The organism is Pseudomonas sp. F1_0610 (assembly GCF_047470865.1).
GTDB lineage: Bacteria > Pseudomonadota > Gammaproteobacteria > Pseudomonadales > Pseudomonadaceae > JAZDRH01.
In genome coordinates, this window is the sequence record NZ_JAZDRH010000026.1 from 1 (window position 1) to 24,416 (window position 24,416).

The window sequence follows — 24,416 nt, forward strand, 5'->3', positions numbered from 1 at the left end:
TATTTATATCATCTGCTATTTTTTTAATTTCTTTCATGACTGATCTATCTGAAATAATCACTCCTTTATATGGTTCATCTGTAAAACGATCTAACGCTTGAACCATCTCGATAGTGAGCTTCTTAGATTGAATAATTATTTCTAGCAAGGCATTAAAACCATTAACACCTGTCTCACCCTCAAGAATATAAATTAATCTTCTCTTATAACGATCATCCTTTTCATGCAGCCCATTAATCAATTTACTCCAATCATCATCTTTAAGCCCTTCAAGTAATTTTTCTATATAACTACAATCATACTCATAAAAGTAATTATCGTCACCTTCTTCAGACAATAAATCATCTAATTCTCTATACATTATTATTTCTCCTTATTTAGAATCCATCTGGAATATGTACATTTACACTTCCAGTTGGATATCCACTAACAACATTATTTCCTCGTTTAATTACAACAACCTCTACACCATCAACAATTGATCGTAGGCTGTCCCTTCCCCCCTTCTAGAACTTTTCCTGAATAAGAAGAGGCACTGCCTATACCTCTTTCAGCTTCAGTTGCAGATTTGAACCTCGCTTTTGGTCCACCTGCCTTAAATGTAACAATTGCTTCTGCGCTGAATCTAGGGTGTAGCTCCCATCACAAGCACTATTGCGGCATACCTCACTAAATTAGCTAGATGTTGTAGTAAGAATTTGATCCTGCCGCTTATAGGTAAGCAAAAATCAACATGGTACTATTAATAGTTGTTATTTCTTATTTTAAGAAGGTGCGTTCGTGCATTCTTTAACGGCCAAACTGATAGCACAACACCTAGATAAATCTGCCTCTATAACCTTGCATAAGCAGCTTTATTCAGCTATTCGTCAATGTATTCTAGAGTCGAGTCTGGTTGCGGATAGCCGTTTACCTGCCTCGCGTGATCTTGCTAAAGCGTTACAACTATCGCGCAATACGGTGCTTAGCGCCTATGAGCAACTTCAAGCTGAAGGTTATATTTATACGCAAAGAGGCCAAGGAACCTTTGTTAATAAAACGCAACCTCGCAATCCCCAGCTAACACAACACGAATTAACATCTAGTCTTCTTTACAGTAGTGAAGTACAGCTTTCAAAACGCGGGGAAGCTCTACTACAACATGCCAGTTCATTACCCACACAGTGGACAGCGTTAATGCCAGGAGCGCCTGACGTTAATGCTTTCCCCCATATACTACTTAGCCGGATACAGTCACGTATTGCACGCCAGCCCAAACTTGATCAGTTGATATATAGTCAGCACGGCGGTAGTACTCGATTGCAGCAGGTACTAGCCCACTACTTAGCCAGCGCCCGCTCTGTACACTGTGAGCCTGAGCAAATTCTAATCACTGAAGGCATCCATCAAGCGCTTGATTTGGTTACACGTATGCTGTGCAATCCTAAAGACAATGTATGGTTGGAAGATCCTAGCTACTGGGGAACGCGCGCTATTTTGCGCATGAATGATCTAGCCACTCATGCTGTGAAAGTAGATGATCAAGGCCTAGTACCGCCAGCGCAAGGCCATTTACCTAATCCAAGAATGATATTTGTAACACCTTCTCATCAATATCCACTGGGCAGCGTTATGAGCCTATCACGCCGCTATCATCTCCTTTCATTAGCCCGCAGCTTAGGCGCTTGGATAGTTGAGGATGATTACGATAGCGCTTTTCGTTTCTCAGGCACTTCCATTCCTGCATTACAAGGTTTAGAAGCAGATGCGCCTGTAATCTATATTGGTAGTTTTAGCAAAACTCTTTATCCTGCATTGCGCTTAGGCTATATGGTACTTCCAAAAACTATTGCTCAGCAGTTAAAAACAGCACATTGCGAGCTTTATCATGGTGGGCACTTAATGCTCCAAGACGCTATGGCTGAGTTTATTCAAAATGGACATTATGCTTCTCATATTCGACGTATGTGCAAGCTTTATGCAAAGCGCCGCCAGCACTTAATTGGCCTAATTGAACAGCATTTAGGAAAGCACGCATTAGGTAGTTATAATAGCAATGCTGGGTTGCATCTTATTTTAAACCTAGCCTCAAACAAAGATGATATTGCTATCGCTCAAGCGGCAAATGAGCAAGGTATATTAGTTAGAGCCTTATCTAAATACTATCTGCATGAAAAACGGGTGAAAGGCTTAATTGTAGGATTTGCCAATACACCCGTTGAAGATATGGAAAAAGCGTTTAGCCAACTATTACAGTGCATTGATAATCCGCAATACACTGAACCTGAGCATTAACTTTCATCATCCCCTAAAAAACCGCCTGACTGACGATTCCACAAGCGGGCATATAAGCCATTTTTAGCTAATAGTTCTTGATGTGTACCCATTTCGACAATCTGGCCTTTATCCAGAACCACTAAGCGGTCCATGGCTGCAATGGTTGATAACCGGTGCGCAATGGCAATAACCGTCTTATTTTCCATCAAATCATATAAGCTTTCTTGAATAGCAACTTCTACTTCAGAGTCTAATGCGCTTGTGGCTTCATCCAGCAACAAAATAGGTGCATCTTTTAACATGACTCGTGCAATAGCAATACGCTGACGCTGCCCACCAGAAAGCTTAATTCCACGGTCCCCCACATGTGCATCTAAACCTGTGCGCCCCTGTGCATCAGTCAATGCTGGAATAAACTCTGCCGCTTGCGCACGCTCAATGGCTTTTTGCACTTCGGCTTCTGTTGCTGTTGGCCGTCCATACACAATGTTATCTCGCACGGAGCGATGTAGCAGTGAAGTATCCTGCGTCACCATGCCTATGTTTTGGCGCAAGGACTGCTGTGTTACCTGTGAAATATCTTGCCCATCAATCAAAACCTGCCCTGCGTTTACATCATAAAAACGCAGCAAAATATTCACTAAGGTTGACTTCCCTGCACCAGAGCGCCCTACTAAACCTATTTTTTCACCGGCTTTGATATGCAGATTAAAGTCAGTCAACAGTGGCTTATGTTCAACATAACGAAAATCAACTTGCTTAAACTCGATCTCTCCTTTGTTAACCTGAAGCGGCTTTGCCTGCTCGTGATCTTTTAATAGATTAGGCTTACTGAGGGTATTCATTCCGTCTTGTACTGTACCTAGATTTTCAAATAACTGCGTAGATTCCCACATTATCCAGTGCGACAAACCCACCAAGCGTAGCGCCATGGCCGTAGCTGCTGCCACAGCGCCAACATTTACTTGCCCTTGGCTCCATAAATACAAACTAAGCCCTGCTGTGGCAGCTACTAACAACATATTAAGCGAATGATTAATGACTTCAATGTAACTAATCCAGCGCATTTGCGCTTTGACTGTGCCTAAAAACTCATGCATAGCCCGCTTGGCATAACGCGATTCACGTCCACCATGAGAAAACAGCTTTACAGTTGCAATATTAGAATAAGCATCCGTAATCCGTCCTGTCATTAACGCTCGCGCATCAGCTTGTCGCTCAGCTAATACAGCTAATTTAGGTATGTACAGCTTCATACAAAAACCAAAAATAACTAACCAAGCAGCAAAAGGCAGCAATAACCAAGCGTCAAAACTAAGTAGAATCAACCCTGTGGTCAAAAAGTAAATCACCACATAAACCAGCATTTCAGCACAGATCATAATGGTATCGCGCACAGCTAATGCTGTTTGCATGACTTTAGCTGAAACCCGCCCTGCAAACTCATCTTGATAAAACTGCATGCTTTGCCCAAGCATCATACGGTGAAACTGCCAGCGTAAACGCATAGGCAATACACCTTGCAAGGTTTGAAAACGCACATTACTGGCAAGTAGTACCCAAAGAGGACTAGAAGCAATCAATAACAGCATGCCAATTAAGGACCAGCGTTTTTCCTGCCACAATTGTGCTGCACTAAATTGACTCATCCAGTCAACAATAATGCCCATTAATTGAAAAAGTACAGCCTCAAAAACGCCTAAACCTGCGTTTAAAATAATTAACAGCAATAACCAAGGTCCAGCACCTTTAGCGCAAACCCGTACGAAATGAAAAATCGTCAATTTAGGAAACTCTAATATTTCCTGTGGATACGGATTTATTCGATGTTCAAACCATTTAAACCAACTCATACAACACTCTCAATAAAAAAGAAAATAAAACAAGGGGCCTGAGCACGCTAATATAAAGGGACAAAAATCATTGAATCACCATAAGTTCTCAATAGATATAGGGGCGTTTGAGAGCGTTTTCAGTCGCTATTTTTAAAATAGGAATAGAGAAAAAGGCAGCGTAAATACTAACAAAATAGTAAAAACCAAACTAGCCAACTTAACAGTTGAAACTGCCAATTTTGTAAATTTTGATTAAGTTAACAGGCGTTAAAAATTTCCTTTAACGCTTTAAAACTGGCGTCTTTTCCGCCAGTTTAAGGCTGTTAAATAACTGCTTGAGCTTCTATTTCAATAAGCCACTCTGGTAATGATAAACCAACAACAATAATCCATGACGAAGCAGGAGCATGCTCGGCAAATTTCTCTTTTAGTACTTGGCTAATAGCTTGCTGCTCAGCTTCACTATCTGCACCTTGTTTAATGTAGATACGCAGCATAGTCACTGCTGCTAGCGTAGCGCCTGCGTCGGCTAAAACAGCTTCAATATTTTCCACCGATTTTAAGGCTTGCTCATACATGCCACCCGCTACGGTAACCTGATTAGCATCAACACCTACTTGTCCTGACAGAAATAACTGACGTGTTCCTCTGCTCTCCACGGCTTGACTAAAACCATATTGGATAGAGTTAAAAACCGACGTAGGATTAATTAGTTTATGCATTATTTATTCATCTCACACAGATAGTCTGCACATAATAAACGATCTTATAAAAATACACTTCAAACAAAAGCGCCCTTATTTCTGAATTATCGTTAAATTCACATTACCTAGGCTGCTGCCTTTAGCTCTAGTTTAAATTGAACCATCATACAACTGTGGTTAAATATTCCGCCCATTATAAATAAGGAAAACTAAACCAAAACCTTGCTAAACGTATGAGTTAACACTGCTGCTAATGCCTCTTGATCCACTGTATTACCTAGCGCAATAGCTTCATCTGCAATTCCATGCATTGAATGAAACATCATAATGGCAAGGGCTTTTGGGTTATTAACTTGCCAAGCTTGTGCATCTTGCCCTGCTTCCAGTAAAGCGACTAGTTGTTCTATCACAGGATTATCTGATACTAGCTGGCGCCCTTCAGCCGCTTTGGTATCGTGAAATAACACATCATGTAGCATGACTTGAGTAATTAACTCACTCACTGCAGTTAAAAACCAAGTGTATAGGCGCTGATTCCAATTATCACTTTCACAAGCTGCCAAACCTTGTTCTACACGCTTACAAAACCCCAAAATAAAACGTTCCTGTAATGCGCTTAACATAGCATCGCGAGAGCCAAAATATAAATAAAATGTACCCTTAGCCACTTGAGCACCTTGGGTAATATCTTCGACACTTGTAGCGGCTACGCCCTTAGTTAAAAATAAATGCTCCGCACTATCCATTAGGGCAGCACGTCGAATCTCAGGAGAACGAGTTCGACGTGGTTTGCTAGTTTTTGTTTTAGTGGTGGTTTTATCCGTCATTGTTTACCTGCATACGTTCAAGCACCTCTAGTGTTTGCGCAACGTCTAGCTTATTTCCTAATACACGTTCTTTCAGCCAAGCTAGTGCACTTGGAATATCTGCAAAGGTAGCAGCTGGAACACCAAATAGTTTTTCGGCATTCATTTTGCTCATACGCGTATATTCACTGGCGGGTACGACATTGGCCATACCTAACACATTAGTACGAATAGCTTGGCTAGATGCTTGAAACCAGCGTTTAACTATAGGTCCAGAGCCTTCCGGATGAATTAAGGATTCAGCATCTGAGAAAATACGTAAAGTAGCAAATGATTCACCAGATTGCAGCCATTTTCCCCAATCTTGAATAAACTGCTGCAATTGAGTAAGTGTAGGCTCTCCCTGCTCTACTGTAATAATTAATGGTGCTTGTGAAAAATCATGTTGAGTCATAAATATATTCCTTAAGAGTTATAGCGCAATATATTGCGTAGGCTGCCAATTAGCTGGATCACGGTGAGTAACCAACAATACGGTTGATGTCAGTGTTTGCACATACTTAATAATGGCTTGCTCAGTGTTTTGATCTAAGGCTGAAGTCGCCTCATCCAAAATAAGAATGGGGGCTTGTTTGAGAAAAGCGCGGGCTAAGGCAACACGTTGACGCTCACCGCCTGAGAGTGCTGCACCTTGGTGCCCTACATGTTGTTCGATACCCAAGGCTGAGCGTACTATTACCTCACCTAACTGCGCATATTGCGCAGCTTGCTCAACTTGAGCCGCTGTTGCTTGCTCATTACCTTGGCGAATGTTTTGCGCTAAAGTACCGGTAAAAATAACGGGTTCTTGAGCCACATAAGCGATTTTCTCGACAAGTTGTTGATAACGAAGCTGTGTTAACGGTGCATTGCCTAAATAAATTACGCCTGAATCAGGATCATCAAAACGCATCAGTAATCTCAGCAAGGTGCTTTTCCCTGAGCCACTGCCTCCTGTAATAGCAACACGGGTACCTTCATTAATAACAACATCTACGTCCGTTAATACAGATCCATAACTTAGGCGCTCAAGCCTAAAACTGTTATCTGCAATAGCGACAGAATGCTGTGTACTAGGTAAGCAAGGAGCCGCAAGCACTGTTTTATAATCTGCCACTGTACTACGCAGCTCATTAATGCCTAACCCTGCCAAGGCTAACCCTTCTAGCGGTGCAGCGGCACGCATGGTGAGAATGAACAAAGCCAACAGACTTGGTAAGTCTGATAAAGGTACAAAGAGTATAAATATCAACAGACCCGCTAGTGGTAACACCTTAGCTAAAGTGGAGAATAAAATAGCGATACCGGCTGCATTATTCGTTTTAGTTAAAGCGGCTTCCTGAATTTCCCAACACTGCTCTAGCCTATCTAATGCACGCTCTGAACCTGCTGCGGTGCGTAATAGTTCTAAATGATCAACCAGTTCCAAAGTCGATTGCATTGCCGTTAGTTCCGCACTATGACGCTGTGCGTCTGCCTTGCTTAAATAGCGTTGCGCGATAAATTGAATGGTTAGTGATATGCCTAACAAACCAATGGTAACAATAGCAACTAACCAGCCAGCGACTATAACAACTCCAGCCACCAGCAATAACGGAATTAGAGGCGCATAAATCAAGCTTTGCAATTGATGTGCGGGAACACTCATTAAGCTAGGAATGGCGCGGCTAGCTGTATTCACTAATAGCGCACGATTTTTATCGTCAAACCAAGATAACTTAATTTCGCTTACTTTCTGCGTTAAATCGTTATACAAGTTTTCCGCCAAACGCACACCAGAGATAAAACCTGCACGCGTTACACACAAGGTGACTAATAGTGCCAGTAATGCAGTTAACAGCAGGATTATAGGCGAGCGCTGCTGAGCAATTGATAAGGCTAGAACTAAATAGGCAGCTGCTTCTACTATTGCTACTGCGACCCAACCTAAACTAATAGCAATAACTCTCTGGCGAACATTCATTGATTTATTCATCAGACCTCCTCCTGCATAGGCGCTCTTGGAGGTAGCTGTAAATGCTGATCAGCTTGTTTGGCTAGCCTGAGATCATGCGTGATCAAAATAATGTTTTTACCATACTCATGCGCTAATCGTTTTAGCTGGTTAAATACAGCATCAGCCGTTCCTTGATCCAAAGCACTGGTAGGCTCATCAAGCAATATACAAGAAGCATTCGATAAGAAAGCACGCGCTAAATTAAGGCGCTGCCGCTCACCACCCGATAACGTTAACGCCTGTACGTCTAACTCGACATTTAGCTGGGCCTGCGTCAGCGCCATTGCATAGTGTTGATTAGTCGCTTGTGGTGCAGATAACGCAAGATTTTGCCTAACAGTGGCATCAATTACATCAGCGCCTTGAGGAATATACAGGAAGGTTTGATGACGCGTTTTTTCTGTTAGGCAACTGGCATCTATTTGCCCAACTTTTACACAGCCTTGCTGCACTGTTTCTAAACCGGCCAAAACACGCAGCAAGCTGGACTTTCCAATACCACTAGGGCCTGTAATAGCAGTTATTTTAGAAGGAGAGAATATGTAATTTAACTGACTAAATAATTGTTGGTTAGCTATTTTTAAACTCATATTCTCAAGTTTTATAGGTTCAGACTTAGTGACTAGCGTTTGCGTGCCATGGCTAAGTAAGCGTTCTTTTAATAGTGCAGACAATCGCTGTGCAGCTTGGCGACCTTGACTTACATAATCTAACCCGTGCCCTAGTTTTAATGCAGGTGTAACAATGGCCAAACTAAATAATAATGCAGCCGCCAATTCATCAATCGGCTGATTGTAAGTAACAGCATAAGCAATAGCGAAAGTAGCAACAGCTTGCAACAGCGCACTAGCCAGGGCGGCAATGTTAGCGACTCGTCCAATACGCGTTAGCATGCCATCAATAAAGCGCTTACTTGCTCGACTAAAAGCGGCCAGCGCCCCTGCTTCAGCCCCATAAATACGGTTAACCTGTATACCTCGCGCATAGTCATCAATAGAAAGCGCAATATCCCCCATTACTTCTGCTTGGTTTTGCGCGTACCTTGCCATTATTTTAGGAATCAACAGCAGATAACACAGGGCAGCAACAGCACCTGGAAGTAATATCAATAGCGCACTTGCACCAGCATAAATCACTAATAAAACAATAGAGGCTATTGGTACCACTAAAAATGTAGCTATCTCACTGGGCAAATGAGCTAATAAATGGTGTAAAGCAGCAATATCATCAGCGACCAGACGCTTTAAAGAATCGCCTGAATAACGGGCTAAAACACTGCTCGGCAAACGTAATAAATGCCTAGCTACCTTGCGTTTAAGGCTCGCTGCAAAACGCGCTTCTGCTGTATGGGATAACCAAGCAGCCAACCCTGCAAGTAAGGCTGCTAAACAACAAAAAGCAAGCGTTAGGCAAACCCATAATGAACTATAGTCCAGCACTAACTGTACTAAACACCATAGAGCAGCTAACAGCCCTAAGCCTGAACTTGCAGCGGCCAAAGTACCTAAACTTAAACCTAATAAAGCGGGCTGAAATGCCTGTGCTAATTCTGGAGGAATTAATTTTTTCTGCATAAATGTTCCAACGCAACCTGCGCACTAATGACTAGCAGTCAGTTTAACGTTAGAAAACAAAGGAAATCAAGTAATGAGAAGCATTATCAATAAATTATCTAATAACTCATTGATTATAAAGAATTAATTACTAACACCTATAAAATAATGACAGTTCCAGACTATCGCCCTGTATCAACAATCCAATTATGCCTTACAAGCGCTACAGACTGCGCCACGGCTAAGCTGAGCAATTTTTATCAATTTAATTTACTAATTAATTGATTTTATTAAAAAAATCCATATAATAGGCGGTGCGGGATGGAGCAGCTTGGTAGCTCGTCGGGCTCATAACCCGAAGGTCGTCAGTTCAAATCTGGCTCCCGCAACCAATTTACAAAGCCCTGATAACTTAATTTATCAGGGCTTTTTTATGTTTGATACTTTTCTATTCCACCAGCCAAACACAGCCCACCCTATCTAGCAGAAACGCTATTTTCCTGATTTAGCTTGTAATAGGGTTCCAAAGCCCTGCCCTGCATTCAATTGTATAAAAGCCAGCTTTTTATAATTTTTAAAGGCTATTTAGTTTAATTTTTTGTAAATCAACCTGCTTTTTAGTTACAGCTTTACTTGCATTAAAAACGGTCTTTTCTTTAATGTACTTGTCTAAGCCGCAACAAGAAAAGAGCCAAGACCATCAACCAAACCACCTGAACAGCATAATTTAAGCGTTGATACAGCCCAAAATTAACACCTTCCTCTACTGCTTTTGCCATAAAAGGTAGTAGACCTATCGCTGCTAAAGCGGTGAGTAAAGAAAAAATAATAAAGCCGTCACTGTGCAAATATTTTTTTGATAAAAACAGCCAAATAATATTGGCTAGTAGCAAGCTAAAAAACATCACTAAGCCTGCCCAATTATGAATACTTTGGCTTAGCAATTGAGAATCCAAATTACACCTAATATCACAAGTAAAATAACCTGCTAGCGCACTGCTTAAACCATGAATAATAATTAACAGACCCGATAAAATTACCCATTTAGATATTTTAAAATTCACAATCAGCACGTAGCCAAATGTACAAAACAGTATTGCTAATGGATAATTATTAATTAAAGGCGACAAGCTATGGACAGGCGAACCTATAGCACCTAGCTCACTCATAGCTTGGTTGAAATGGCTATATTCAGGGTAAAATACGCCTGTCACATAGACACCAATAGCAAGCCAGAATGGAATAACTACAGCAGACCAATAGAGTTTCGACGTACTTTTCATCTAACCTGACCTTGTCTATTAAACCAATCAAACTACTATTAATCATAATCCAAATAAAATGACAATAATTTAATGACATTGTTGAATCTTTAATAAAAAATTACCATCAACTAAAAATAGCTATGTATTAATTGGCCGTTTACGGCTTCATAATCAACCAAGCAGATACAGTCCGCGGTACAGCTTAAGAAGCCTGCTTAAAGTTAGTAGAGCACACAAGCAACAGCCTACCACCACCAAAACATATAACCCCATGCGATATTCACAAGCGCTAAACCTGCGAGTAGCCAAGCAAAAGACAAAACTAAACGGATGCCTGAGCTCCAAAGTTTAAGGATTTTAAAGCCCAGCCAAGCTACCGCTAGACTAGAAACCAGTAAGATGCCAAGACGAATATCATTAGCCCACCAAGTTTTAATGCCTTCATGCTTAATCAGGCTCAGTGTGGTAGCAGAAAGCCCTAAAAATACACCTGCACCTGCAATAGGAATAAATGCTTGTGCTAAATGATAAATACGCTGTTTGCTAATCTGCCCTACAGTTGCCACAGCACTAGTAATACACACCAAAATACTGCTACCTAAAACTGCTGCTGTACCAAGAATATAAGTCAGAATACACAAGCCATCTAACCATGAAAAAACATCATTATTCTCAGGGTAGTTAGTTAATAAGAACCAAGGTGTGTTGGTATCTAAAATCCACCAAATTTCATGATCAACAAAAAACTCAGCCAACATGAGCTTGTAATCAATAAAAATCGGGCTAACTGTCCAATGGAATGCACCAATAGCAATACCCAATAGACCATAAATAATCAGCATCATTTGCCAAAATGTGGCCTCACTAGCACCTAGGCGTACCACTTCATCAGTAGGTGAGCGAAATGTTAAATCAATCGCATTATGATAGCCGCTACAGCGTCCACACATGTGACAACCACTGGCGCCCTGCATGCTACGTAGCGGCTGCAAAGGTGCACAGTTAACAGGCGCAACCTTAATTAAGTTAGCTTTTTCGTGTTGCAGGTTAGCATCCCAAGCGGACTGATCAACCTTATAGTAGACAGGTGCTAATTTTGATAACAACGCAAAAACGCCATTCACAGGGCATAAATATTTACACCAAGCGCGCTTTTGTTTGGCATAAATAAAACCTACAACGATAGCCGCTACTGTTGAGCCGCCTAATACTAAAAGAACGGCCCATGGATACTGGTACACACTGACTAGCTGACCATAAATAGTTGTCAACGCAAAAGCGACAAAAGGCCATCCGCCCCAGCGCATCCACTTAGGAATAGGTCGTCCAACGCTATGTTTTGCTGCCCATTCTGTAAGTGCACCTTCAGGGCACATAACGCCGCACCAAAATCGCCCAAGAAAGATCATGGAGAGTAAAACGAAAGGCCACCAGATACCCCAAAAACAAAACTGTGCAAACACCGTAATGTTGTTCAGTATACGTGCATCATTATCAGGTACAGGATAAAAACAAGGCACTATAATTAGGACGGCGTAAATCAGCACTATCGCCCATTGAATACCCAGAATAACCTTACGGTGATCACGCATCCAATTGCCAGCATAAGCCAAATACACGGAAAATTTATTTTGCATGAAGCTATACCTTCAGCCAGCGAGTCAGGCTCTCGCTGGCATGGGTTGAATTATTTACGTTTTACAACTTTGAATAAAAACCAGATAACCAGCCAATAGGCTCCAAAACAAATGAGGCTGTACCAAGTAGGTTGTGAACGATAAGCAAATAAGGACGCCAACAAACTACCTGTAGAGCTAGAATCATTAAGCCAATCTGAAATATTCCAAACTGGATCTAACAGCCACTCTGCTAGTTCCCAATCAAGATTGCTTTCGCCATAATCCAATACGCCTTCCATGCCTTTTAAAAACAACGAAGCACCAAGGAAAAGCAAAACTATGGTGGTAATTTTGAAAAATAGCTGCCATGACATAAAGCGTTTAGTCGCTTGGAAGCAATAAAAAGTTAGAAAGGCCAACACTAAACCTAGCGCACACTGCCCTATAAATGGCCAAAGCGTTTCGCTGGTTAATGCAAAAATAGTACTGGAAAGAAAGACCACAATTTCACTGCCCTCACGGGCTATAGCAATAGCTGTAATGAGGGTCACACCTAACCAGTTAGCATTGGCTACATGGGTTGATAAGCCCTGCTCTAAATGCTGTTTAAGATGACGCCCATGCTGACTCATCCAATACACCATTTGCACAATCAATACTGCTGCAAATAACTGCATGCCTATCATAAAGAGGTCGTAGGTTTCCCCTTCGAGAATACTCGATAAGCCATAAATACTAGCCGCAAGAAAGGCAGCTAATACTAAACCAATCACCACACCTAACAGGAGAAAACGCTTACCTGTTTTGCCTTCTGGCAAAGTGGTTAACCATGCATACAAAATCCCAATCACCAATAGCGCTTCAACTGCTTCACGCCAGACTACAAATAATACTTGTCCCATGTGTTCACTCTGCAATGATGGTGCCGTGCGGCTTGTCTAAATGAAAGTCATCAAAAAAGCTGTAGGTACCTGGACGCAATCGTGCAATCACAACCACAGATTTGGCACCAGGCGCCAGCACTTTTTCTTTACGTAGCTGAGTACTTTCAAATTCCACAGGGGAAGTACCTGTATTTCTCACTTCAATACGAATGCGTGTATTTGCAGGTACTGTAAAGGTGTTAGGAATAAGATCACCGTCTTTCATTTCTAGTTGAACAGTAACGGTTTCAGCAGCTATAGCATTTAAGCTAAAAATACCTAGCCAAAAAGCGACTAAAAAATGACGCATAATAAGTTTCCTTGGTTTAACGCAAGAAGGCAGCCTAAGCTGCCTTATCTATCAGTGGTTAATTAATAACCGCCTTTTTTACCAATACCTGCGTAAACGAAATCCCAAGATACAGTGAAGGGTTCCCACCATGCAGCTACGCCAGTTTCTTTATCAATATGACGACCAAAGTCAACTTGCTCATTGGCAGATGGCGGAAGAATGGTGTATGTCACTCGGTATTTCCCAGGTCCTGCCATTTTGATATTTTCACCATAATGTGGCCCATCATTAGCGACCATAGGCATAAATACGCCTTCTTGAACTGGGCTTTTGCCGTCTAACTTTTGTAGTTGATATTTAACGGTTAAATACGGCATCCAGTCGCCTTCGGCAAAGCCATTAGGATTATCTTCTGTGGCATGAATATCGGCTTCTAAATGAATGTCTGCTTCTACTGCCGGCAAATGCTGACTATGATTTTTACCATGATCCATAGTCACTGGCTGCAAATACACACCCGCTATTTCCATACCATGTTTAAGAATGGGCTGTCCTACAGGATATTCTTTGGCCCAGCTTGAAGTTGCAAAAAGTGCAACTGAGCAAGCGAGAGCAAGATGGCTTAGCTTAGACATTGGATCACCTTATTTAAGTCGTTGAGAATTGAGTTGATGCTCGAAAACTAAATAAAAGTGTAATTCTGTAGCTAATGAGAACCAATATCATTAGTCTTGAAAAATTTTCCGCTTAACCTTTAATTAATTGCTTGATTTTCACCTTAATATAAGCTGAATGCGATTTATTGATGCACTTTAACCTTGTTCAACACGGCTGTTTTTCTAGTTAAGCGGCTATTAGCTGCGATCTTCTGTCGCAGCCTTAAAAAGCACCAATTCACTACTCAACATATATAATTGGCACTATAAAATTATCAATAATTTAATCTATTAAGGAGCCACCTATTTTAAAAAAACTGCAATAAACCGATTAAAATCAAATACCTTGCAGATTTACCTATAAACAGATAGATAACGCACTGCCCAAAAGGTAAGCGTAACCAGCCAGCAGCAACAGGCAAAGCATCACCAATAACAGGCACCCAAGCCAATAACATACTTAAACTACCATAGTCTTGAATAAGCGTTTGAATACGTGGATTAAATGGTTTTTTAGGCGGAAAAATACGTCCAATCAGCAAAGAAGTCATACTGCCTAGTGTATTGCTCACACTAAGTACCCCCCATGCCACCCAAGCGTATGCTTCATAACTTTGCAGAAACACCACTAACGCTACTTCTGAGCTGCCAGGCAATAAAGTAGCCGAGGTAAATCCAGAGGCAGCCAGCAACCCTAATGCGCTCAGCGGTAACATAACTAACCTGCAGTAAAGGCTTTATGACGAATATATCTAACTGCAACATGCTGAAAAAGAGTAACGAATGTTGAGAAAAATACACCCACTAGGCTAAATATAAAGGCTACAGCTGTAGCTATCATGATTTTGGCGTAGCGGCTGTATTTACTCATTTGCTTAAACAAACGGTTTTTCCCCATCATCTCTAACGCTACTATTCCTCTCGATTTGCTCACTTTAGCTAAACGCCCTAATTTAGCCGCATCATGGGCATCATCAATGGTATTGACATATTTGATGGTGCGCGCAAATCCGGCACCACGTAACATATCGCCTACGCCACCTGCCAACTGTGTAATGTTTTGGTATTTTTCAGAGTTAATTGCTTGTTTAAGTAATCTAGGTTCGCTCACCCAACCCTTTGGTACTTTTGAAAAGTCCAGTAAACCTGCAGTATTACGCACTAAAAAGCGAGTTAACTTGCTATTTAAGCGCTTTGCATTTTTAGCCGCCTTAATAAAACCTGCACCTACTTTAATGGATAAAGAACTCCCAACTGTGCCTACTGCTGCCGCTGTTGCGCCTAAACCTACCACAGATAACGCAACATTTAACTGGTCAACCTCTTGATCATTTTGCCAGTGTCCATATTCAATAATTAAAGAGCGCACATCCCCTACAGGCGTCATTTCAGTAACCACATTGCAGGTTTGGGCAAAACTAATCGGGCAATGTTCAGGGTCACGCACACACTGCCAACAATCTTGCGCTGCTGCCCAATAGCCACGCTCTTCACTATCTCTTAACTCAATTTGCTCTAACAACGCTGTATTAAGAGAAAACTTCTGCTCTTGAGCATATTCTTGCATAAGGTCTATGACTAACCAATCTGCTGGTGTCTCAAGCAAAGCCTCGCGTAATTTTTGCTCTACTTTGGTTTGATCCGCAAATACAAGTAAACTGCGCTCAATATTGCGTTGTAGCTCATCCTCAGTCACATCAATTAGAAAACTCACATATGGATGAGTGGCTAACTGGTATAGCTGCCAGCCGCCATACAAAGAAATACAAAGCGATAAGGCTATCCAAAACTTACGCACTCAAGGCTCCAAGTGAAAATGATCGGCATCTAAATAGGCAGGAAAACGCTGTTTAAACTTCGCTAAATTGGCAGCCTTTAACTCTACCTGAAATACCCCTAACTGAGCGTTTGCCTGTAACAATGGATCACCTAAGTAATCTAGTACCTGACTATCACCACTATGAGCATAGCCATTGTTATCTTCACCAATACGGTTAACCCCAGCCACATAGCAAATATTCTCTATAGCGCGTGCGGGTAATAACCGATTCCATGCATTTCGCCGTGCTTGCGGCCAGCTGGCGATATAAAATAACAAGTCTGTATCTTGGCTATCGCGACTCCAAACAGGAAAGCGTAAGTCATAACAAATTAACGGACGAATCCGCCAGCCCTTCAGCTCTACCACTAGCTGATGAGTTCCTGCGGTGTAATGATTTTGCTCGCCAGCCATACGAAACAGATGGCGTTTATCATAGGTTTCCAAGCTGCCATCTGGGCGGGCCCAAATTAGTCGATTTCGAAAGTCACCTTCTGCAACTTTGACAATTAAACTGCCACAAACTACCGCCTGTAACCGCATAGCTTGAGCTTTCAGCCAAGTTACTGTTATGCCATCCATAGACTCAGCAAGGCGCTCAGATTCCATGCTAAAGCCTGTATTAAACATTTCAGGCAGTAATACTAAATCAGCCTGCTCAACTTGGTTTAGCAATTGTGCGAAATTATCTAAATTTGCACTTACGTCTTGCCAGACCATAGGTGCCTGTACAATGGCTAACTGTAAGTTTTCTAGTTGTGTTAAATCGCGCATAGTTTTTCTCCTGCCTGCACCAAAGTCTCATCTCGCTTCGCGAAGCATACGCGAATTAAGCGCTGCTGCGGCGGCGGATTTTGGTAGAAAACAGATAACGGAATAGTCGCAATGCCTTTTTCAATCGTCAGCCAATTCGCCATTTGCACATCATTTAAATCAGGGCGAATAGCGGAATAATCGAGCAACTGAAAGTAGGTGCCCTGGGTAGGTTGAATGGCAAATGATGACGCAGAGAGGTGCTGGAGCAACACATCGCGCTTGTGTTGATAAAATCTCGGCAACTCATCCACATGCTGAGGGTATGCCTGCATAAAATCAGCTAATGCATATTGAATAGGTGTAACACCACAAAAGTTGACATATTGATGAACTTTACGTAACTCTTTTGTGATGTGCTCGGGCGCTACCATGTAGCCGGTTTTCCAACCTGTCACATGATAGGTTTTACCAAATGAGCTTACTACACAGGCTCTTTGATACAACTCCTCATGGGCTAACACGCTAGCATGCGTTTGACCATCAAACACTAAGTGCTCATACACTTCATCACTTAAAATAAAAATAGACTTGTCACGAATTAAAGTAGCTAACCTATCCAGGTCTGCCCGTGTTAGGAGACTACCACTAGGATTATGAGGGCTATTAATAATGATTAAGCGTGTTCTAATGTTGATTGCCTGCTTTAATGCCTGCCAGTCAATTGAAAAATGCGCACCTTGCAAGGCCAGATGAATACATTTTCCACCTGCTAACTCAACGGATGGCTCATAGCTATCATAACAAGGGTCAAATACAATAACTTCGTCTCCTGCCCGCACAATAGCTTGTATTGCACAAAAAATAGCTTCCGTAGCTCCTGGCGTAATAGTGACTTCCGCTGCCGCATTCACCGTATTTTTATAAAGCCGTGCAATTTTATCGGCAACTAACTCGCACAACTGGGGTAAGCCCATTAAGGGTGCATATTGGTTATAGCCTAACTGCGTATACTTAGCCAAGGCAACCAGTAAGGGTTCTGGCGCAGAAAAATCAGGAAAACCTTGGGATAAATTGAGCGCTTGATGTTGTTGCGCTAATTGTGACATTTGAGTAAAAATTGTGGTTCCTACATTCGGAAGCTTACTTACCAACTGCATAGTTTTCCTCACCCTTAAAAACAAAAGATGCCGCTAACTTGGCATCCTTGCATTTTGCATGCTGACTTGTTTGAATAACAGCTTTATAGCACCTTGGTACAGTTAACTTTACCAATTAAGCTGGATTAGCAGTTATCTAAATCTACAATAACTTAAGCTATCGAGTAAAAATAACAGCTCATGTTAGAAGAATAATCAATGAAACTGATTTTTTTAGGGACGAGTTCAGGTGTACCCTCGCGCTATCGCAATGTCACAAGTATTGCTTTGGACTTAATAGGGGCGCGTAAAGAAATTTGGCTATTTGACTGCGGTGAAGGCAGCCAACAGCAAATTCTACAGAGTTATTTTAGTAGCACTAAAATTAGTAAGATTTTTATTACTCACCTGCATGGCGACCATATTTTTGGATTACCTGGTCTCTTATCAAGCCGTGCTATGAGCGGAACTAAAGACCCTCTCACCCTCTATGGACCAGTGGGTATTAAGCATTTCGTGGACACAGCACTTAGCATTTCCAGCGCCTACATAGATTATCCCTTGATTATTAATGAGTTTACTGAGGGTGAGTTATTTGACGAAGGAGATTTTAAGGTCTCTGCTTATAGCTTAAAGCATCGCATTGAGTCTTTTGGATTTCGTATAGAGCAAGCCCCTCTCGCACCTAATTTAGATATAGCGCGCCTAGAGCAACAAAATATAATGAAAGGACCTTGGTTAAAAAACTTAAAACTAGGAGAAACAATCCAACTAGATGACGGGCGCATTATCCATGGGAAAGAGTACTTGTTGCCTGCTAAACAAGGGCTAAAACTGGCCATTTTTGGCGACACTATGCCTTGCGAAAACAGCCTATTGTTGGCTAAAGAAGTAGATGTCATGGTGCATGAAACAACTCATGAACATGCCTTAGCTGACAAAGCAGCACAATATGGGCATTCAACCACCACACAAGCAGCACAAATAGCTAAAGAGGCTAATGTTAAGTGCTTGATTGCGACCCATATCAGCACAAGATATTTTAAGGAAACAGACTTTCAGCGTTTATTAGCAGAATGCCAAACTATTTTTCCTAATAGTTATCTCGCCCATGACTTTATGGAGTTCGAGCTTTAAAATACATAATCACGCAGTTGATAAGTAAGCTGCTCATCCCCTTGCTTTAAAATTAACAACTGCCCTTGCCAAGTCACTTCAGCGCCTTGGGATAGCATTCGCTGTAATATGAGATCCCATGTATTCAGCACAGGATTAACACAGGCTTTCTCTGTTTGCTGCAAGGTTATTACCTGCAGCTTGCTGCCTTTAATCTGGGCAAATCCAGAAAACTCATTACACATAGTACCACTGACAAATAAGCGCTCTCCAAAAGATAACCGATGCACAAAACTGGGCTCAGGAATAAGCTGCTGATTCACCTGCACTAGAATAAAGTTACGATGGCGTAATTGAGTGGATAAGTCGAATACCTCTGCTGTTGAACACCCTACCAACCCAACCAATACACTCAACAATAAACTGCGTACCCTCATCACTGCATATAAACCTTATAACATAGAAGTTGTATCTGATCAGGATCCCCCCAATAAAGTGCATCTAGCTCATCTAATCGAGCCAGCTGAGTTTCAGACAAATACTCTGGTAAATAAGTATAAATATCCTGATAGCTGGTCACACGCTCATCGTGCTGAACAGGTGAAATTAACTGCTCACACTCCTGTAAAATAGCATGCGCATGCTTTAATGCTAAGCGCTCAAGCAGCTTTATCGTAGCGCAGTAATTGTCATAGCCCCAATTGCAGAAAAACTGTAAGAAACCACCATTATACATATCTGCCTCAACCCGCCAAATCAGTACTATTTCCTGTAATTTATCGGGCATTTGCTCTAGCTTTCCATCGTATTTCGTAAAGAGTTGCTCTACAACTTGAAAACTATAATCTTCAAATGCTTGGGCTTGCTGTTGCTCTTTTTCCATCATCCTAAATTACCTAAAAATAAAACGCCCCATAATGAACTGCCCCCGAAAAGTTGGACATACTTTTCGGGGGCAGTTCATTATGGAGGGGGGTATTATTAGCGTTTTTTCTTGCGCCGTTCTTTTTCTTTCTTAAACTCCATCAAGCGGCGTTTTTTATTGACCTGACGCTCACTGAGTTTATTTTTCTTGCCTTCAAATGGATTTGAGCCACCTTTGTATTCTATTCGTATAGGTGTACCTACAATGCGTAATACACGTCGGTAGGTGTTCTCTAAGTAGCGAGTATAGCTCTTAGGTACTTCATCTACTTGATTACCATGAATGATAATTAAAGGTGGATTAGCACCTCCTAGATGGGCATAACGTAGTTTAATACGCCGTCCATTCACCATAGGCGGTTGATGCTCACGGATAGCATCTTCTAACACTTGGGTTAGGCGATTAGTAGGCCAGCGTGTTACTGCAGACTTAAAGGATGATTGAACTGATTTATAGAGATGTCCAACCCCCGTACCATGCTTGGCTGAGATAAAATGAATATCCGCATAATCTACAAAGTAAAGGCGACGCTCTAGTTCTGTTTTAATCCAGTCGCGCTCGCTTGGCTCCATGCCATCCCATTTATTCAGTGCGACTACTAATGCACGCCCCGACTCTAATACAAAGCCTAATAAGTTAAGGTCATGCTCAACTACACCTTCGCGAGCATCCATAACAAAGATGACAACGTTCGCGTCTTTAATGGCTTGTAAGGTTTTAACAACAGAGAACTTTTCTGCCTCTTCAAATATTTTTCCACGGCGACGCACACCTGCTGTATCAATTAAGGTGTACTTTTCCTCATCACGTTCAAAAGGAATATAAATACTATCACGGGTTGTTCCTGGCAAGTCGTAAACAACAACGCGCTCTTCGCCAAGCATGCGGTTAACTAGCGTAGACTTTCCTACATTAGGACGGCCAATAATGGCAATTTTGATGCCGTCTTGTTCATCTGGCCCTGGAATGCGTTTTAGTTCCTGCCCTTGCTCAACACTTTCAAGCTCTTCTGCGCTAATTTCTGGTTCTTCATCACGTGGCAAATGCCCTATTGCTTGCTCCATTAATGGATTAATACCGCGCCCATGGGCCGCAGCAATAGGATTAATTTCACCTAACCCAAGCATGGCAAATTCAGCACGCGCTAAGTCAGCATCTAAATTTTCAATTTTATTGGCAACAACAAAGGTTGTTTTATTACGACGTCGTAGATGATCTGCAATTAGTTGGTCAGAGGCATTTAGCCCTTCACGTGCATCCACTAAGAAAAATACGACATCCGCTTCTTCAATGGCAAGTAAGGATTGTTCTGCCATTTTGGCGTCAATGCCTTCTTCATCGCCTGAGATGCCACCTGTATCTACCAGTATATAACTACGACCATGCCATTTAGCATCGCCATACTGACGGTCACGCGTTAAACCAGGAATATCACCAACAATCGCATCGCGGGTACGGGTGAGTCTATTAAAAAGTGTCGATTTGCCGACATTAGGGCGGCCCACCAAAGCGATAACGGGAACCATGGGCTCCTCCAGCGATTAACAAAAAACACAAAAGCCGTTGTCGCATACACGACAACGGCCAAATTTCATATGGCCGCCTTAAAGGCGATCTATTACTTGATGGTTAGTGCGACAAGTTTGCCGCCATTACCATACACATACATCCAGCCATCGACCACTATAGGTTGCGCACGCAAGCCTTTACTATCAACGCGATCACGGTAAACAAAGCGTCCATCGACCTGGCTAAGAATATGTAAATAACCTTGGAAGTCACCTACTACCACATAGCTTGATAAGGCTGCTGGAGCAGAAAGTTGACGACGTAATAAGCTATCATTTTTCCAAAGCACTGTAGCACTACGCTCATCTAATGCTTGTACAGCACCTTCTGCAAGACTAACGTAAAGGTTACCATAACCTTCTGCTGCACCGACATAACTAGAGGCTTCGCGCTGGAACATAATTTGTCCAGTTTGTGCATCTAAAGCAGCAATCTGCCCCTGATAGCTTGTAATAAATAATTGTGGGCCAACTAACAGCATATCACCGTCAATATCCACCATACGTTCTAATTCTGTACGCCCAGATGGAATAGCCACTTGCTGCTCCCAAACAGGCAAACCGCGCTGGGTATCTACAGCTATAACCTTACCTGTTGAAAGGCCAGCAAAAACAACGTACTGAGTTACTATAGGTTTACTTGTACCACGCAATGATAAAACAGCAGGATTGTTTTCATAAATCCAGCGTTGTTCACCTGTACTTGCGTCTAACGCAATCAAGCGATCGTCTTGCGTTTGCACAATAACAACATCGCCATTGGTACCGGGTGCAGATAAGACTTCGCTAGGTACTTGAGCACGCCACTTTTCTTCGCCTGTGTATTGATCAAGCACTATCACAGTACCTTCTAAAGTACCTAACATGACCATACCTTCAGCGACACCTACGCCGCCAGATACAGGTAACTTGAGCTTTTTCTTCCACTCTATAGCACCGCTGTAGCGATCCATAGCAACAACCACGCCTTCTGCGTCTGCTGCATAAATATGGCCACCCTCTACAGCAGGCTCAAGGTTATTCCAGAGTTTGCCTTGGCCATTACCTATGGAGCGGCTCCATTCTTTTTTCAAGGCAATTTCAGCAGGAAACTTAACCAATTCTGCTGGAGGTAATTCTTTTTTTCCTTTGCTGCTACAGCCCATCATTATGGCTGCGGTTAGCGCTACAACAGTAAGGTTTCTGAAGAGTTTCAAAGTAAGTCTTCCCTTATTTGGCTAGATCATCCAGCTTCACTTCAAGCACACCTAAAGGTGCTGTATCAGCTAATGAATCACGTGCTTTTTGGTAAGCAACGCGTGCATCATCTGGGCGATTTAAACTAAGTAAAATATCACCACGTAATTCTTCATGCGTTGCAATATAGGCTTGTGGTGTTTTTGTTCCCTCTAAAGCAGCCAATGCTTCCTGCCCTTTAGACTGTGCTAATAATACTTGCGCCAAATGTAAGCGTGCAATTTGTCCAACTACAGGATCAACAGGTTTGTTGGCCACATTTTGCAAAATAGCTACAGCATCATCTAACTTATTATTATCTACAGCTACTTTAGCTAAGATTAATTGACCGTACTGATCATAATAAGTGCCTGAAGCTTCTTTTTTTAACTTATCGGCTAAGCTTGCTACAGCAGCTAAGTCGACTTTTTCTGAACCAAGTGCCTGCTGTATAAGCGCTTGGTATTGTTGGGATGCAACAATACTTTGCGTTGTCTGATAATTTTTCCAGCTATTCCAGCCAATAACGCCAATGATCGCAATAATTCCGCCTGTAATTAGCGGCTTACCATTTCGCGACCACCAGTCTTTAATCTGAGCGATTTGTTCTTCATCGGTTAAATGATCAGCCACGCTGATACTCCTTTCAATCTTAACTATGTAGCGACGCTAACGTATCTACTAATGCTGACCAAGCAATTGTCTGTTGCTCACCTTCTTGACGCAAGTTTTTTAAACCAACCGTCTGATTTAATAACTCATCCTCGCCAAGAATAAGGGCATACAAGGCCGTACTCTTATCTGCTTTTTTAAACTGACTTTTGAAACTACCACCACCTGCGTTAACTAAAATACGCAATTTTGGCAGTTTATCACGAACTGTTTCAATTAACTCTAGTGCTTTAAACTCTGCGGCTTCGCCTAAGGTACAAACAAAAACATCCACTTGACGCTCAATATCTGCAGGGAGTGTACCAATACTTTCAAGCATTAAGATTAAGCGCTCAACTCCCATAGCAAAACCTACGCCAGCCGTTGGTTTGCCACCCATTTGCTCAACCAGTCCATCATAGCGTCCGCCCGCACAAACAGTACCTTGGGAGCCTAACTCAGTCGTCACCCACTCAAAGACTGTTTTACTGTAATAATCTAAACCACGTACTAATTTGTGATTAATCATAAAAGGAATACCAGCGGCTGTTAAGCGTGCTTTCACCCCTTCAAAATGCGTACGTGACTCATCTCCTAAATAATCACTAAGCTTAGGCGCCTCTACAAGAATACTTTGTGTGTGTTCGTTCTTACTATCTAGGATGCGTAGCGGGTTTTTAGCTAAACGACGTTGACTATCTTCATCAAGCTGATCAAAGCGCGCCTCTAAAAACGCAACCAAGGCTTGACGGTATTCTGCGCGCTCTGCCGAGGTACCTAGACTATTAAGCTGTAGCTCAACTTTGTCACGAATACCTAGTTTTTGCCATAAACGCCAAGTAAGAATAATCAGCTCAGCATCAATATCTGGGCCAGGCAAGTTAAAAACTTCTAAGCCTACTTGGTGAAATTGACGATAGCGCCCTTTCTGTGGTTTTTCGTGACGAAACATTGGTCCGATATACCACAGCTTTTGCACCTGTTCTCGATTAATTAGGCTATTTTCCATAGCCGCGCGAACACAACTAGCTGTACCCTCTGGACGCAAAGTCAAGGAGTCGCCATTCAAATCGGTGAAGGTATACATTTCTTTTTCAACGATATCTGTCACTTCACCGATTGAGCGCTTAAATAAAGCTGTAAACTCAATGATTGGCATTCGGATTTGACGATAGCCGTAGCTGTCTAATAAGTCCGCAACTGTTTGCTCAAAATAGCGCCATACTGGAGTTTGTTCTGGCAGTATATCGTTCATTCCAGTAATGGCTTGTAAAGGCTTGCTCACA

At 42.0% G+C, this 24,416-nt stretch carries 24 protein-coding genes and 1 tRNA gene; 3 read left to right on the forward strand and 22 right to left on the reverse strand.

Annotated elements, in window-relative coordinates; genetic code table 11:
* A partial coding sequence (locus VQ643_RS12830) for a hypothetical protein (protein ID WP_414200203.1) occupies window positions 1–361 on the reverse strand: 361 nt, incomplete at its 3' end.
* A 419-nt stretch (window positions 362–780) separates the two neighbouring features.
* On the opposite strand from VQ643_RS12830, the gene VQ643_RS12835 reads away from it, so the two are divergent.
* On the forward strand, window positions 781–2,274 hold the full coding sequence (locus tag VQ643_RS12835; protein WP_414200204.1) for a PLP-dependent aminotransferase family protein: 1,494 nt from the start codon (window positions 781–783) through the stop codon (window positions 2,272–2,274).
* Here VQ643_RS12835 and VQ643_RS12840 read toward each other — a convergent pair.
* The 6 genes from VQ643_RS12840 to VQ643_RS12865 form a co-directional block, all read right to left on the reverse strand.
* A complete protein-coding gene (locus tag VQ643_RS12840) occupies window positions 2,271–4,109 on the reverse strand; it encodes an ABC transporter ATP-binding protein (RefSeq protein ID WP_414200205.1) in 1,839 nt (612 codons plus the stop codon). The genes VQ643_RS12835 and VQ643_RS12840 overlap by 4 nt on opposite strands.
* A 305-nt stretch (window positions 4,110–4,414) precedes the next feature.
* Window positions 4,415–4,813 carry a RidA family protein gene (locus tag VQ643_RS12845; RefSeq protein WP_414200207.1) on the reverse strand — a complete coding sequence of 133 codons (399 nt, stop codon included), beginning with the start codon at window positions 4,811–4,813 and terminating at the stop codon, window positions 4,415–4,417.
* A gap of 191 nt (window positions 4,814–5,004) precedes the next feature.
* The gene (locus VQ643_RS12850) at window positions 5,005–5,622 is read right to left on the reverse strand and encodes a TetR/AcrR family transcriptional regulator (RefSeq protein ID WP_414200208.1); all 618 of its coding nucleotides are present in this window, start codon (window positions 5,620–5,622) and stop codon (window positions 5,005–5,007) included.
* The gene (locus VQ643_RS12855) at window positions 5,612–6,055 is read right to left on the reverse strand and encodes a hypothetical protein (RefSeq protein WP_414200209.1); all 444 of its coding nucleotides are present in this window, start codon (window positions 6,053–6,055) and stop codon (window positions 5,612–5,614) included. Before VQ643_RS12855 ends, VQ643_RS12850 begins: the two co-directional genes overlap by 11 nt.
* Before the next feature lie 18 nt (window positions 6,056–6,073).
* The gene (locus tag VQ643_RS12860; RefSeq protein ID WP_414200211.1) at window positions 6,074–7,615 is read right to left on the reverse strand and encodes an ATP-binding cassette domain-containing protein; all 1,542 of its coding nucleotides are present in this window, start codon (window positions 7,613–7,615) and stop codon (window positions 6,074–6,076) included.
* Window positions 7,615–9,210 (reverse strand): ATP-binding cassette domain-containing protein, encoded by a 1,596-nt coding sequence (locus VQ643_RS12865; RefSeq protein WP_414200212.1) that lies wholly within the window; start codon window positions 9,208–9,210, stop codon window positions 7,615–7,617. The genes VQ643_RS12860 and VQ643_RS12865 overlap by 1 nt, the downstream gene beginning before the upstream one ends.
* A gap of 294 nt (window positions 9,211–9,504) precedes the next feature.
* Here VQ643_RS12865 and VQ643_RS12870 point away from each other — a divergent pair.
* Window positions 9,505–9,581, forward strand: a tRNA-Met gene (locus tag VQ643_RS12870).
* A 264-nt stretch (window positions 9,582–9,845) separates the two neighbouring features.
* Here the strand turns inward: VQ643_RS12870 and VQ643_RS12875 are convergent.
* The 9 genes from VQ643_RS12875 to VQ643_RS12915 all read right to left on the reverse strand — a co-directional run bounded on the left by VQ643_RS12875 (window position 9,846) and on the right by VQ643_RS12915 (window position 17,676).
* Window positions 9,846–10,472: a DUF998 domain-containing protein gene (locus VQ643_RS12875; RefSeq protein ID WP_414200213.1), complete on the reverse strand. Its 627-nt coding sequence runs from the start codon at window positions 10,470–10,472 to the stop codon at window positions 9,846–9,848.
* A 227-nt stretch (window positions 10,473–10,699) separates the two neighbouring features.
* Window positions 10,700–12,091, reverse strand: a complete 1,392-nt coding sequence (locus tag VQ643_RS12880; RefSeq protein ID WP_414200214.1) for a 4Fe-4S binding protein — start codon at window positions 12,089–12,091, stop codon at window positions 10,700–10,702.
* A 50-nt stretch (window positions 12,092–12,141) separates the two neighbouring features.
* The gene (locus tag VQ643_RS12885) at window positions 12,142–12,975 is read right to left on the reverse strand and encodes an FTR1 family iron permease (RefSeq protein ID WP_414200215.1); all 834 of its coding nucleotides are present in this window, start codon (window positions 12,973–12,975) and stop codon (window positions 12,142–12,144) included.
* A gap of 4 nt (window positions 12,976–12,979) precedes the next feature.
* Window positions 12,980–13,306 (reverse strand): cupredoxin domain-containing protein, encoded by a 327-nt coding sequence (locus VQ643_RS12890; protein WP_414200216.1) that lies wholly within the window; start codon window positions 13,304–13,306, stop codon window positions 12,980–12,982.
* Between the two features lie 62 nt (window positions 13,307–13,368).
* A complete protein-coding gene (locus VQ643_RS12895; protein ID WP_414200217.1) occupies window positions 13,369–13,923 on the reverse strand; it encodes an iron transporter in 555 nt (184 codons plus the stop codon).
* Between the two features lie 329 nt (window positions 13,924–14,252).
* Window positions 14,253–14,660 carry a YqaA family protein gene (locus VQ643_RS12900; RefSeq protein ID WP_414200218.1) on the reverse strand — a complete coding sequence of 136 codons (408 nt, stop codon included), beginning with the start codon at window positions 14,658–14,660 and terminating at the stop codon, window positions 14,253–14,255.
* Window positions 14,661–14,662: 2 nt separating this feature from the next.
* Window positions 14,663–15,742, reverse strand: a complete 1,080-nt coding sequence (locus VQ643_RS12905; RefSeq protein WP_414200219.1) for a hypothetical protein — start codon at window positions 15,740–15,742, stop codon at window positions 14,663–14,665.
* Window positions 15,743–16,537 carry an amidohydrolase gene (locus VQ643_RS12910; protein ID WP_414200220.1) on the reverse strand — a complete coding sequence of 265 codons (795 nt, stop codon included), beginning with the start codon at window positions 16,535–16,537 and terminating at the stop codon, window positions 15,743–15,745.
* On the reverse strand, window positions 16,525–17,676 hold the full coding sequence (locus VQ643_RS12915) for a pyridoxal phosphate-dependent aminotransferase (protein WP_414200222.1): 1,152 nt from the start codon (window positions 17,674–17,676) through the stop codon (window positions 16,525–16,527). The genes VQ643_RS12910 and VQ643_RS12915 overlap by 13 nt, the downstream gene beginning before the upstream one ends.
* 198 nt (window positions 17,677–17,874) lie before the next feature.
* Here VQ643_RS12915 and rnz point away from each other — a divergent pair, with 198 nt between their 5' ends.
* Window positions 17,875–18,792, forward strand: a complete 918-nt coding sequence (gene rnz, locus VQ643_RS12920) for a ribonuclease Z (RefSeq protein ID WP_414200223.1) — start codon at window positions 17,875–17,877, stop codon at window positions 18,790–18,792.
* Here rnz and VQ643_RS12925 read toward each other — a convergent pair.
* The 6 genes from VQ643_RS12925 to hisS all read right to left on the reverse strand — a co-directional run bounded on the left by VQ643_RS12925 (window position 18,789) and on the right by hisS (window position 24,415).
* On the reverse strand, window positions 18,789–19,208 hold the full coding sequence (locus tag VQ643_RS12925; RefSeq protein ID WP_414200257.1) for an META domain-containing protein: 420 nt from the start codon (window positions 19,206–19,208) through the stop codon (window positions 18,789–18,791). The two genes, rnz and VQ643_RS12925, sit on opposite strands and share 4 nt — an antisense overlap.
* Window positions 19,208–19,657: a DUF4375 domain-containing protein gene (locus VQ643_RS12930; RefSeq protein WP_414200224.1), complete on the reverse strand. Its 450-nt coding sequence runs from the start codon at window positions 19,655–19,657 to the stop codon at window positions 19,208–19,210. The genes VQ643_RS12925 and VQ643_RS12930 overlap by 1 nt, the downstream gene beginning before the upstream one ends.
* A 95-nt stretch (window positions 19,658–19,752) precedes the next feature.
* Entirely contained in the window at window positions 19,753–21,222 is a 1,470-nt protein-coding gene (der, locus tag VQ643_RS12935; RefSeq protein WP_414200225.1) for a ribosome biogenesis GTPase Der, read from the reverse strand.
* A 92-nt stretch (window positions 21,223–21,314) separates the two neighbouring features.
* Entirely contained in the window at window positions 21,315–22,460 is a 1,146-nt protein-coding gene (bamB, locus tag VQ643_RS12940; protein WP_414200227.1) for an outer membrane protein assembly factor BamB, read from the reverse strand.
* Window positions 22,461–22,473: 13 nt separating this feature from the next.
* A complete protein-coding gene (locus tag VQ643_RS12945) occupies window positions 22,474–23,112 on the reverse strand; it encodes a YfgM family protein (protein WP_414200228.1) in 639 nt (212 codons plus the stop codon).
* A 19-nt stretch (window positions 23,113–23,131) separates the two neighbouring features.
* Complete coding sequence (hisS, locus tag VQ643_RS12950) at window positions 23,132–24,415, reverse strand: histidine--tRNA ligase (RefSeq protein ID WP_414200229.1); 1,284 nt, start codon at window positions 24,413–24,415, stop codon at window positions 23,132–23,134.
* Between the last annotated feature and the right edge of the window lies 1 nt (window position 24,416).

What these genes read in the sequence shown, in the direction of transcription:
- VQ643_RS12875 (WP_414200213.1), bottom strand. Translation starts at nt 10,472, where the DNA reads ATGAAAAGTACGTCGAAACTCTATTGGTCTGCTGTAGTTATTCCATTC.
- der (WP_414200225.1), bottom strand. Translation starts at nt 21,222, where the DNA reads ATGGTTCCCGTTATCGCTTTGGTGGGCCGCCCTAATGTCGGCAAATCG.
- VQ643_RS12915 (WP_414200222.1), bottom strand. Translation starts at nt 17,676, where the DNA reads ATGCAGTTGGTAAGTAAGCTTCCGAATGTAGGAACCACAATTTTTACT.
- rnz (WP_414200223.1), top strand. Translation starts at nt 17,875, where the DNA reads ATGAAACTGATTTTTTTAGGGACGAGTTCAGGTGTACCCTCGCGCTAT.
- VQ643_RS12885 (WP_414200215.1), bottom strand. Translation starts at nt 12,975, where the DNA reads ATGGGACAAGTATTATTTGTAGTCTGGCGTGAAGCAGTTGAAGCGCTA.
- VQ643_RS12925 (WP_414200257.1), bottom strand. Translation starts at nt 19,208, where the DNA reads ATGAGGGTACGCAGTTTATTGTTGAGTGTATTGGTTGGGTTGGTAGGG.
- VQ643_RS12880 (WP_414200214.1), bottom strand. Translation starts at nt 12,091, where the DNA reads ATGCAAAATAAATTTTCCGTGTATTTGGCTTATGCTGGCAATTGGATG.
- VQ643_RS12910 (WP_414200220.1), bottom strand. Translation starts at nt 16,537, where the DNA reads ATGCGCGATTTAACACAACTAGAAAACTTACAGTTAGCCATTGTACAG.
- VQ643_RS12840 (WP_414200205.1), bottom strand. Translation starts at nt 4,109, where the DNA reads ATGAGTTGGTTTAAATGGTTTGAACATCGAATAAATCCGTATCCACAG.
- VQ643_RS12890 (WP_414200216.1), bottom strand. Translation starts at nt 13,306, where the DNA reads ATGCGTCATTTTTTAGTCGCTTTTTGGCTAGGTATTTTTAGCTTAAAT.
- VQ643_RS12865 (WP_414200212.1), bottom strand. Translation starts at nt 9,210, where the DNA reads ATGCAGAAAAAATTAATTCCTCCAGAATTAGCACAGGCATTTCAGCCC.
- VQ643_RS12900 (WP_414200218.1), bottom strand. Translation starts at nt 14,660, where the DNA reads ATGTTACCGCTGAGCGCATTAGGGTTGCTGGCTGCCTCTGGATTTACC.
- VQ643_RS12895 (WP_414200217.1), bottom strand. Translation starts at nt 13,923, where the DNA reads ATGTCTAAGCTAAGCCATCTTGCTCTCGCTTGCTCAGTTGCACTTTTT.
- VQ643_RS12860 (WP_414200211.1), bottom strand. Translation starts at nt 7,615, where the DNA reads ATGAATAAATCAATGAATGTTCGCCAGAGAGTTATTGCTATTAGTTTA.
- VQ643_RS12845 (WP_414200207.1), bottom strand. Translation starts at nt 4,813, where the DNA reads ATGCATAAACTAATTAATCCTACGTCGGTTTTTAACTCTATCCAATAT.
- VQ643_RS12930 (WP_414200224.1), bottom strand. Translation starts at nt 19,657, where the DNA reads ATGATGGAAAAAGAGCAACAGCAAGCCCAAGCATTTGAAGATTATAGT.
- VQ643_RS12850 (WP_414200208.1), bottom strand. Translation starts at nt 5,622, where the DNA reads ATGACGGATAAAACCACCACTAAAACAAAAACTAGCAAACCACGTCGA.
- VQ643_RS12855 (WP_414200209.1), bottom strand. Translation starts at nt 6,055, where the DNA reads ATGACTCAACATGATTTTTCACAAGCACCATTAATTATTACAGTAGAG.